8 protein-coding genes are annotated in these 9,363 nt (G+C 41.3%); 6 read left to right on the forward strand and 2 right to left on the reverse strand.

Going from position 1 to position 9,363, the window contains the following annotated elements; translation table 11 throughout:
- The first annotated feature begins 112 nt into the window (after positions 1-112).
- Both proC and RMY64_RS33265 read left to right on the forward strand, forming a co-directional pair.
- Entirely contained in the window at positions 113-931 is an 819-nt protein-coding gene (proC, locus tag RMY64_RS33260; RefSeq protein WP_322702273.1) for a pyrroline-5-carboxylate reductase, read from the forward strand.
- 141 nt (positions 932-1,072) lie between these two features.
- Entirely contained in the window at positions 1,073-3,748 is a 2,676-nt protein-coding gene (locus RMY64_RS33265) for an RNA helicase (RefSeq protein WP_322672163.1), read from the forward strand.
- A gap of 242 nt (positions 3,749-3,990) precedes the next feature.
- Here RMY64_RS33265 and RMY64_RS33270 read toward each other — a convergent pair whose 3' ends face one another.
- Positions 3,991-4,371 carry a hypothetical protein gene (locus tag RMY64_RS33270; RefSeq protein ID WP_322672162.1) on the reverse strand — a complete coding sequence of 127 codons (381 nt, stop codon included), beginning with the start codon at positions 4,369-4,371 and terminating at the stop codon, positions 3,991-3,993.
- Positions 4,372-5,002: 631 nt separating this feature from the next.
- Here RMY64_RS33270 and RMY64_RS33275 point away from each other — a divergent pair.
- The 3 genes from RMY64_RS33275 to RMY64_RS33285 all read left to right on the forward strand — a co-directional run bounded on the left by RMY64_RS33275 (position 5,003) and on the right by RMY64_RS33285 (position 8,412).
- Complete coding sequence (locus RMY64_RS33275; RefSeq protein WP_322702274.1) at positions 5,003-6,997, forward strand: heavy metal translocating P-type ATPase; 1,995 nt, start codon at positions 5,003-5,005, stop codon at positions 6,995-6,997.
- Positions 6,998-7,092: 95 nt separating this feature from the next.
- Positions 7,093-7,770 carry a hypothetical protein gene (locus RMY64_RS33280; protein ID WP_322702275.1) on the forward strand — a complete coding sequence of 226 codons (678 nt, stop codon included), beginning with the start codon at positions 7,093-7,095 and terminating at the stop codon, positions 7,768-7,770.
- A 45-nt stretch (positions 7,771-7,815) separates the two neighbouring features.
- Positions 7,816-8,412, forward strand: coding sequence for an SMI1/KNR4 family protein (locus RMY64_RS33285; protein WP_322702276.1), 597 nt, complete (start codon positions 7,816-7,818; stop codon positions 8,410-8,412).
- Between the two features lie 31 nt (positions 8,413-8,443).
- Here RMY64_RS33285 and RMY64_RS33290 read toward each other — a convergent pair whose 3' ends face one another.
- Positions 8,444-8,974 (reverse strand): HEAT repeat domain-containing protein, encoded by a 531-nt coding sequence (locus RMY64_RS33290; RefSeq protein ID WP_322702277.1) that lies wholly within the window; start codon positions 8,972-8,974, stop codon positions 8,444-8,446.
- Positions 8,975-9,038: 64 nt separating this feature from the next.
- Between RMY64_RS33290 and RMY64_RS33295 the strand changes: the two genes are divergently transcribed.
- Positions 9,039-9,170, forward strand: a complete 132-nt coding sequence (locus tag RMY64_RS33295) for a hypothetical protein (RefSeq protein ID WP_322672156.1) — start codon at positions 9,039-9,041, stop codon at positions 9,168-9,170.
- Positions 9,171-9,363: the final 193 nt, after the last annotated feature.

Consider the following 9,363-nt stretch of genomic DNA (forward strand, 5'->3'; position numbering starts at 1 on the left):
GTGACAAATGACAAACGACTAATGACTAATGACCAATGACCCTTACGGGTTCGCCAGTCACTCATGGGGGAAACCCCCAAGACCGCGCTGGCTCACTAATGACTAATGACTAATGACTATAAAATTTGGCTTAATTGGTGGTGGGGTAATGGGAGAAGCGCTCTTATCCCGCCTGATCGCGCGTGGAATTTATCAATCATCAGAAGTCATAGTTAGCGAACCACTATCTTCACGCCTAGATTTTTTAAAGCAGCAATACGGTGTTGCTGTAACGACAGATAATAGCCAGGTTTTCACTGAAGCAAAAGAAGTTCTATTTTTGGCAGTAAAACCGCAGGTGTTTAGCGCGATCGCTCAAGAATTAGCAGATATTGATATTCTTAATAGAGAACATACACCTCTAATCATTTCTATTTTGGCGGGTGTGCCTTTAAGTCAGCTAGAAGCTGCATTTGTGCAATTGCCAGTGATTAGAGCAATGCCCAACACCCCGGCCACTGTGGGAGCAGGAGTTACTGCGATTTGTTTAGGTGCATATACTAATGCCAAGCATTACCAAATAGCACAGCAAGTTTTTGCTGCTGTCGGTGAAGTCGTGGAAATTTCAGAAGCGCTGATGGATGCAGTTACAGGGCTATCTGGTAGCGGCCCCGCTTACGTAGCGCTCATGGTAGAAGCACTTGCAGATGGCGGAGTAGCCGCAGGTTTACCCAGAGCAATTGCCAATCAACTAGCCTTGCAAACCGTACTAGGAACAGCGAAACTGTTGCAGGAAACCAAAATACACCCAGCAGAACTCAAAGATCGTGTTACCAGTCCCGGCGGTACAACCATTGCGGGGATTGCCAAGCTAGAACAGGCAGGATTTCGTTCAGCTTTAATTGAAGCAGTCAAAGCTGCCACAGAGCGATCGCAAGAACTGGGAAAATAAATAAGAGTCATTTGTCATTAGTCATTGGTCATTAGTTTTAGAAAAAAGACAAAGGACAAAGGACAAATGACAAATGACCACTAACGAAGTTGACAAAAGACTCGTTAGTATAGTAAACAATCTGGTTGCAAATGTGATTGAGTGAATTATCCTGCACCGTCTCCAGAACTTGACTTAGGGTTTATATTTCCCTTTGAACTGGATCAGTTTCAAAAAGAAGCGATCGCGTCCCTGAACGCTGGGCGCTCCGTAGTTGTATGTGCGCCCACAGGTTCGGGCAAAACATTAGTCGGGGAATACGCCATTTATCGCGCCCTAGCGCGAGGAAAACGCGTATTTTATACTACTCCCTTGAAGGCGCTGTCGAATCAAAAATTACGTGACTTTCGAGAAAAATTCGGGTTCGATCGAGTCGGACTGTTAACTGGAGATGCTTCGATTAACAGAGATGCACCGATTTTGGTGATGACCACAGAAATTTTCCGAAATATGCTCTATGGCACACCCATTGGGCAAATCGGCATCTCATTAGTAGACGTTGAAGCGGTGATACTTGATGAGTGCCACTACATGAACGATCGCCAGCGCGGTACAGTTTGGGAAGAATCAATCATCTATTGTCCCCGTGAAGTGCAACTGGCAGCCCTCTCAGCAACGGTTGCCAATAGCGATCAACTCACCGACTGGCTAAATCGCGTTCACGGCCCAACAGACCTGATTTACTCCGATTTTCGCCCAGTTCCCTTAGAATTTCACTTTTGCAATCCCAAAGGGTTATTTCCCCTGCTGAATGATAGTAAAACCAAAATTAACCCTCGACTTCAGAAGAAAAAGGGGAAAGGGGGAGAAAGGGATAGGGGCAGAAATGGCAGACCAGAGGCTCCTGGTATAATTTATACCTTGAGCCAGTTAGAACAACGGGATATGCTCCCAGCCATTTACTTTATCTTCAGCCGCCGGGGATGTGATAAAGCGGTGGCGGAAGTGGGTGATTTATGGCTGGTAAATAATGAAGAGTCTCAGATTCTGCGGCAACAGATTGATGACTTTTTAGCCCGCAATCCCGAAGCTGGGCGTTCTGGACAAATTGCACCCCTGTATCGGGGAATTGCTGCCCACCACGCTGGGATTTTACCTGCTTGGAAAGCACTGGTAGAAGAACTATTTCAGCAAGGGCTGATTAAAGTAGTATTTGCCACTGAGACGCTAGCAGCAGGAATTAATATGCCCGCCCGGACAACGGTAATTTCTACCCTTTCCAAGCGGACTGACACCGGACACCGGCTGTTGAACGCTTCTGAATTTTTGCAAATGGCGGGACGAGCAGGCCGCCGGGGGATGGATAAACAAGGTCATGTGGTGACAGTTCAAACTCCCTTTGAAGGAGCCAAAGAAGCCGCGTATTTGGGAACATCCAAGCCAGACCCTTTAGTAAGCCAGTTTACGCCCAGTTATGGCATGGTACTCAACTTGCTGCAAACCCATACCCTAGAGCAAACCAGGGAACTAATAGAGCGCAGTTTTGGGCAGTACATGGCGACCTTGCATTTACGGCCGGAATACGATGAGATTGCCGAATTGCAAAGCCAATTAGCTCAACTTCATGAGCAAATCGCCGCAGTTAATGAAAATGAACTGGCTGTTTATGAAAAATTGCGGCAACGCCTGAAGGTGGAACGCCAGATATTGAAAACCTTGCAAGAACAAGCACAGGAAAACCGCCAAGAGGAATTGGTGATGATGTTGGGCTTTGCAGTGTCAGGAACTCTGTTGAGTCTCAAGGGCAAAAATATCATGGTGTCTTCCCCGGTAACGGCAGTTTTAGTAGGAAAATCACCTGGTTCTGGTCAAGCTCCTTACTTGGTATGTTTGGGGCACGATAACCGCTGGTATGTGGCAACTACAGGGGATGTAGTCGATTTGTATGCCGAACTACCGCGAATTGAAGTGCCGCCTGATGTATTACCACCACCAGAGATGCCTTTGAAGCCAGGACAATCGCGCCGTGGTAACGAAGAAAGCTTTGCGATCGCCGTGCGTATTCCCAATCCGATAGAATCTTTGCATGTAGCACCAGAAGTAGCAGAACAACTCAGTAAAGTTACTGCTGTTCAAGAGCAATTAGAAGCTCATCCCCTACATCAATCAGGCAATGCGGCAACGCTTTTCAAACGTCGGGCCCGTTATGTCGAACTAGAAGCCGAACTCGAACAGTTGCAAGGGCATGTAGAACAACAGTCACAACGTCATTGGGAAGAATTTCTCAATTTAATCGCCATTCTGCAACATTTTGACGCTTTGGATAACTTAGTCCCCACACAACTAGGGCAAATTGCCGCCGCCATTCGAGGGGAAAATGAATTGTGGCTGGGTTTAGTATTCGCTAGTGGTGAATTGGACAATTTAGATCCGCATCATTTAGCAGCAGCAGCAGCAGCTTTGGTGATGGAAACGCCCCGTCCAGATAGCAAGGTTAACTTCGATCTAAGTAATGAAGTGACAGAAGCCTTGAAAAAATTGCGGGGAATTCGCCACCAAATGTTCCAACGACAACGGCGGTATAACGTAGCGCTGCCGATATGGTTGGAATTTGAGTTGATTGCTATAGTCGAACAATGGGCCCTGGGAATGGAGTGGACAGAACTCTGCGAGAACACTACCTTGGATGAAGGCGATGTAGTGAGAATTTTACGCCGGACTTTGGATTTATTGTCGCAGATACCCCACATTCCCCATTTGCAAGACTCTTTCTTGCGCAATGCCTATCGGGCGATGCAGTTGATTGATAGATTCCCTGTGAATGAGGTAGTTGAATAAATAGGACGCTCTGGCAGACACAGGTATTTAATAATTTCTGTGCATCTTTTTCTCTCAGTACTTATGCAAAAATAGTTGCTGTTGGGGCAATTCATGAGTTGCCCCAGCAATGAACTTACATGTTATCAAATAATAGTAGTGGTACTTAGTTAAAAATGCTTTTTTGGTTTCGTATATTTTTTATGCGTGATTAATCGCGTGTATCTAACAAAAGTTATAGTCGCAATCAGCGCTATTCAATCTTAGTACACCAAGTTTCCAGTACCCTGCAACTGACGCAAAGAATTTATACATAATGGACAGTCGCAACCAAATACTCTAATTGCAGCATCGCTTTCCTCTTCAGTAAAGTTCAACATCGCAACATTCCGATCTGATACTGATGTGACAATAGTTGAGGAACTCTTAGAGGTATACGGATGTTTTCTCTCTGAATCTCGAATGCACACAAAATCTTGTCCACCATGTGGGTTAGTGATACAGGTACGACCGTCTTGTGTGTGCAGTAATCGCTGTGTAATGCTACCACTAGCATGGGCAGGATGAAATGCCACCAGCGTAGACATCATCGACACAAAAATTGAAGAACTGGAAAGCAAATTCAGAAGAATTTTTTTGTTCATAGATTTCCTTGAGAAAATTGTCTATTAGATTAGGGTATTCGATTAACTTTCAAACTTCAAGTGAATTTTCCCTGAGAATAGCTAGATAGACACTTGTTACCCAAGAAAGTTCCATCTCTATACCAGTTCGCTCGGAAATTATTTACTACATTATAATTCAACAATCAAACAGGCTTGATATCTAGCTTTTAGACGTAACCTTATGCAATTGAGCAAATTTCAATCCGCTGTATATTCCCAAGACGGTTATTATTTGCTTGATATAAGTATAAAAGCTTAATCAAATTAGAGCTAGTAATTAGCCCCTCTAGCCCTTTAAATTGTTATACAGAGCAATAAATTGTTCGCTAGGAACAAAATTTATATCTTAGATAATTCTATACAATTGAAAGCCGCCATAGCTATTTTTACAAGATTAAAAATCTTAATTTTAATCATCAAGATAGGTTAAGACAAGAGACAGTGATTTATCGCATCTTTAGCTATCTATAATTTTCATCAAAAAATTTTAACCGAACCGGATTGAGATAGATTCTCGTTCTTAAAATACCAACTTGTAAAAACTTCTTTTTTTCATTACATTTAAAAAAAGGCTCATATCTCAATTAATTTACTAGCCTACATAGAAAAAATGAAGCAGAAAGTACATTTGGAATCTTCAGATTGTTGCAGCTGTGAACATGACCATCACGAGAATCATAACCATGTTCATCATCACAATCATAATGAGAATCATAACCATGATCACAATCACGAACACGGAGGAGAATTCAATCTGAAAAATGAGATATTGCCTTTGGTAGCAATTTTAAGTTTATATGCGCCTGGTGTAATTTTTGAAAATCAATTACACAATACATTCTACTCAATAGGAGAATATCTACTTTTCATTCCTGCTTATTTATTAAGTGGATGGAGTGTTTTAAAAACTGCTGGACGCAATATAGTCAGAGGTAGAATATTTGATGAAACCTTTTTAATGACGGTAGCAACATTAGGAGCGATCGCAATTCATAAATTACCCGAAGCTGTCGGGGTAATGTTATTTTACAAAATTGGAGAATTGTTACAAGATATTGCCGTCAGCCGCTCTCGTAATTCGATCAAATCATTATTGGAAATTCGCCCAGACTATGCGAATATCCAAATAGAAGGAGAACTGAAGAAAGTATCGCCAGAAACAGTAAATATTGGAAATATTATTGTTGTAAAGCCGGGAGAAAAGATTCCTTTAGATGGCGAAATTATAGATGGTAATTCGCAAGTTGATACATCTGCATTAACTGGAGAATCTGTACCGCGAACGGTAAGAATTGGAGAAACAGTTTTTGCTGGGACGATTAACAAAACAGGTGCGCTCGTCATTAGAGTCACAAAAGTATTTGATGAATCTTCCATTGCCAAGATTTTAGACTTGGTGCAAAATGCCAAAAGTAAAAAAGCAGCAACAGAAAAGTTTATTACTAAATTTGCCCAATATTATACACCAATCGTAGTTTTTACATCGCTAGCAGTTGCAATATTGCCTCCTTTATTCATTTCGGGTGCAACTTCTTCCGAATGGGTTTATCGTGCCCTGATTTTACTAGTTATCTCCTGTCCGTGTGGACTCGTTATCAGTATTCCATTAGGTTACTTTGGAGGTGTGGGAGGTGCAGCTAGACGTGGGATTTTGGTAAAAGGCTCTACTTTTTTAGATACTTTAAATGCAGTTAAGACAGTTGTTTTTGATAAAACTGGGACGTTAACGAAAGGAGTATTCAAAGTAGTAGAAATAGTACCATTAAATGGCTGGAATGAACAAGAACTGCTGCTATTAGCTGCCAAAGTAGAATCACAATCTAATCATCCCATCGCTCAATCTATCTGCAAGGCTTATGGTGGAAAAATTGATGAATTTGAGATCGGAGATTATGAAGAGATAGCAGGCTATGGAATTAGAGCCAAAATTGAAAATAGGGTAGTGATAGCGGGAAGCGATCGCCTATTACATAGAGAGAAGATTTCTCACGATAATTGCCAGTTAGAGGGAACAGTTATTCACTTAGCAGTGGATAATATTTACGCTGGCTATATTGTCATTGCTGATGAACTCAAAGAAGATGCAAGACTTGCTATTCAAGCACTCAAGCGAATGGGTGTAGAGAGAACAGTAATGTTGACAGGAGATAATCAAGCGATCGCTTCTCGAATTGCCCAACAGCTTGGTATAGATACCTACGAAGCAGAGTTATTACCTGAAGAAAAAGTTAATGCCATTGAAAAGTTACTCAGCACCGCTGCCAAGCATGGTAAAGTTGCCTTTGTTGGGGATGGAATTAATGATGCCCCAGTGATTGCTAGAGCAGATGTTGGTATGGCAATGGGTGGATTAGGCTCAGATGCCGCGATCGAAACCGCCGATATTGTAATCGTGACAGATGCACCATCGAAAGTGGCAGAAGCAATCCAAATCGCCAGAAAAACAAGGCAAATTGTTTGGCAAAATATTGGATTTGCGTTAGCAATTAAAGGTGTATTTATTGGATTGGGTATTTTCGGGATAGCGACAATGTGGGAAGCTGTCTTTGCTGATGTTGGAGTAGCAATGCTGGCAATTTTAAACGCAACTAGAGCGATGAAATAAAGTTATTAGAAAATCGGGAATCTTTAATTGGTAATTTGTAGTAGTTAAACTATGAGTACTCCTCACTCATATTCTGCTACCCAATAGTAAAACCCATGAATTCATCAATCAAAGGGATTGCTACAGCTACTTTAGCTTTACTGCTAAACTATTCCGCAAACCCAGCCTTTGCACTACCCCAGAAAATCAATCACCCAATTACTGTTGCTAAATCGCAACCCTTAAAAGATACCTTAATTGTTCCTGGGGAACGAGTGGGGCCAATCACACGTAAAACCACCAAGCGAGATTTAGTCAAGCTGTTTGGTGCATCCCATCTCGTTGATAAAACTATCTCTGGTGCTGAAGGAATAGGTAGTTTTGCAGCTACTCAGTTAAATCTAAATCAGGGGCGCTCTCTGCTAGTAGTTTGGAGTGATAATACTCGTACCAAACCCCTAGATGTGCGTAACCTGGGTTCAGCTTGGAAAACCCGCGAAGGTATTGGAGTGGGAACCTCGTTGAGCGAGTTACGTAAAAAATTAGGTAATTTTAAACTTTATGGATTGGGTTGGGATTACGGCGGCACGATTTTGTTAGATAGTAGTAAATTATCCCGTTATCAAGGCAAAATCATTTTACGAGTAGACGCTGCTCCCAATGCTTCTGAAAAGTTTCTCAATGACTACCAAGCAGTGTCAGGGGATGGTACTTTTTCCTCCAGTAATCCCCACTGGAAACCTTTGGGAATTAGGCTTGCAGAAATTATCATTGTATTGAATTCAAGTGAATAATAGTATGTTAAACATCAGTTTAGCTTTCTGAAAGTATTACAAAGAATGAAAAAAACTTACTGGGAAAACCGTATTAGAGAATGGAGCCAAAAGCGAATAGAAATATTTATTGAAGATAATTATGAAGAAGATTTATCCCCAGAAGTTCGCAAATCTGGCTACTTAGGTTATCTTGGTGCAACTGAGGAGGAAATAGTTGCTACCGAAGCTTGTTTAAATGTAACTTTTCCACCTTCTTACCGAGAGTTTTTGAAAGCTTCTAATGGGTTGCGTCCTATATCAGAATATGGTCTAGAATTTTGTGGAACTGAAGATATTGTATGGTATGCTCCTGACAATCAAGATTTGGTAGATGAATTAATCGAAACTTGGCCTGAATCACCATTAACAGATGAAGAGTATTTTGTTTATGGGGATGAGCAATATGATTACATATCCCGACCAGAGTATCTACAAACAGCATTGGAAATAAGCAGTGAAAATATGGGTATGATATTTTTACTAAATCCTCAGATCGTTGCAATAGATGGTGAATGGGAAGCTTGGTTTTGTAGCTTTTCAACTGCTTCATTTGGCGCACGGCGTTATCGCTCATTTGGTGAAATTATGGAGGAAATATTAAACGACCCAGAATTTCTTTGATAGATTGAGATATTCAAATTTATTGAATATCTCAATAATCGTAAAATGGTAAATAATTAAAATTACAGATAGAAGTTTGGCGAACATAATCATAAGAACTATTGTGTATTAAATAAATCAAAGTTTGAATTGCATCCTGGCTACCTTTACCGATGTACCCCAAGGTATAAGCAATGGCTTCGCGGGTTACTTCATCAGAGGTGTTACGTGCTAGGTTAGCCAGAGTCGTAATTGCCTGTTGGTTACAAACAGCAATTTTCGCTAGGTTCTGTGCTATTACCCTACAGGTAGGTGGCTGAACAGTACTGAGTTGCTTAATTAGTGTTTGAATAACATCATTGTTATCAGTACCAATTTTGCCTAAGCTTTGAATTCCTACCCAGCGCGTAGGTTCATCTTGTGTGGTACATACTAAGTCAATTAACGCATTAATTACATCTGCATTACCAGCACCCAAAAACCCCAAACGTTCAGCAACCTGTTTGAGAACTGAGTTATCCTGACTTGTGTGTAGTTGTTGAATTAAAAAATTAATATTGTCTTGCTCTTGCTGGTTGCTCATTGGTTTTCATAAATATTACCTTGTAACCAATATCCTAAATCTGTGTAAATAATGGCATTTTACAGTGCGATCGCAACAAAAACTAGACGCACTTCAGGCAGAGTTTGACATCCGCAGCGAGAAGTTAAGGCAGATGAAGAAAGCTTTGGCTATTGAGGCTGCTACGGCAGTCAAGTTTCAATTAGAGGATGTCTGAGAAGTATTAAACATTACGCCCGATCCCCCCTAGCCCCCCTTAAAAAGGGGGGAATTTATCTCAAAGTCCCCCTTTTTAAGGGGGATTTAGGGGGATCTACAAGTCTCAAATACAACACTAAAAAGTTTTCAGACATCCTCTTAGCTCGACTTTATCCATTTTTAATTCAATCAAGCAGCGTAAACAGCAATAT

Origin of the sequence: Nostoc sp. DedQUE08, assembly GCF_034530895.1 — a bacterium.
In the GTDB taxonomy this organism is placed as follows: Bacteria; Cyanobacteriota; Cyanobacteriia; order Cyanobacteriales; family Nostocaceae; genus Nostoc.

Bases quoted from the DNA above. Each gene is read 5' to 3' on its own strand.
- proC (WP_322702273.1), top strand. From the start codon at position 113: ATGACTATAAAATTTGGCTTAATTGGTGGTGGGGTAATGGGAGAAGCG.
- RMY64_RS33270 (WP_322672162.1), bottom strand. From the start codon at position 4,371: ATGAACAAAAAAATTCTTCTGAATTTGCTTTCCAGTTCTTCAATTTTT.
- RMY64_RS33275 (WP_322702274.1), top strand. From the start codon at position 5,003: ATGAAGCAGAAAGTACATTTGGAATCTTCAGATTGTTGCAGCTGTGAA.
- RMY64_RS33280 (WP_322702275.1), top strand. From the start codon at position 7,093: ATGAATTCATCAATCAAAGGGATTGCTACAGCTACTTTAGCTTTACTG.
- RMY64_RS33285 (WP_322702276.1), top strand. From the start codon at position 7,816: ATGAAAAAAACTTACTGGGAAAACCGTATTAGAGAATGGAGCCAAAAG.
- RMY64_RS33290 (WP_322702277.1), bottom strand. From the start codon at position 8,974: ATGAGCAACCAGCAAGAGCAAGACAATATTAATTTTTTAATTCAACAA.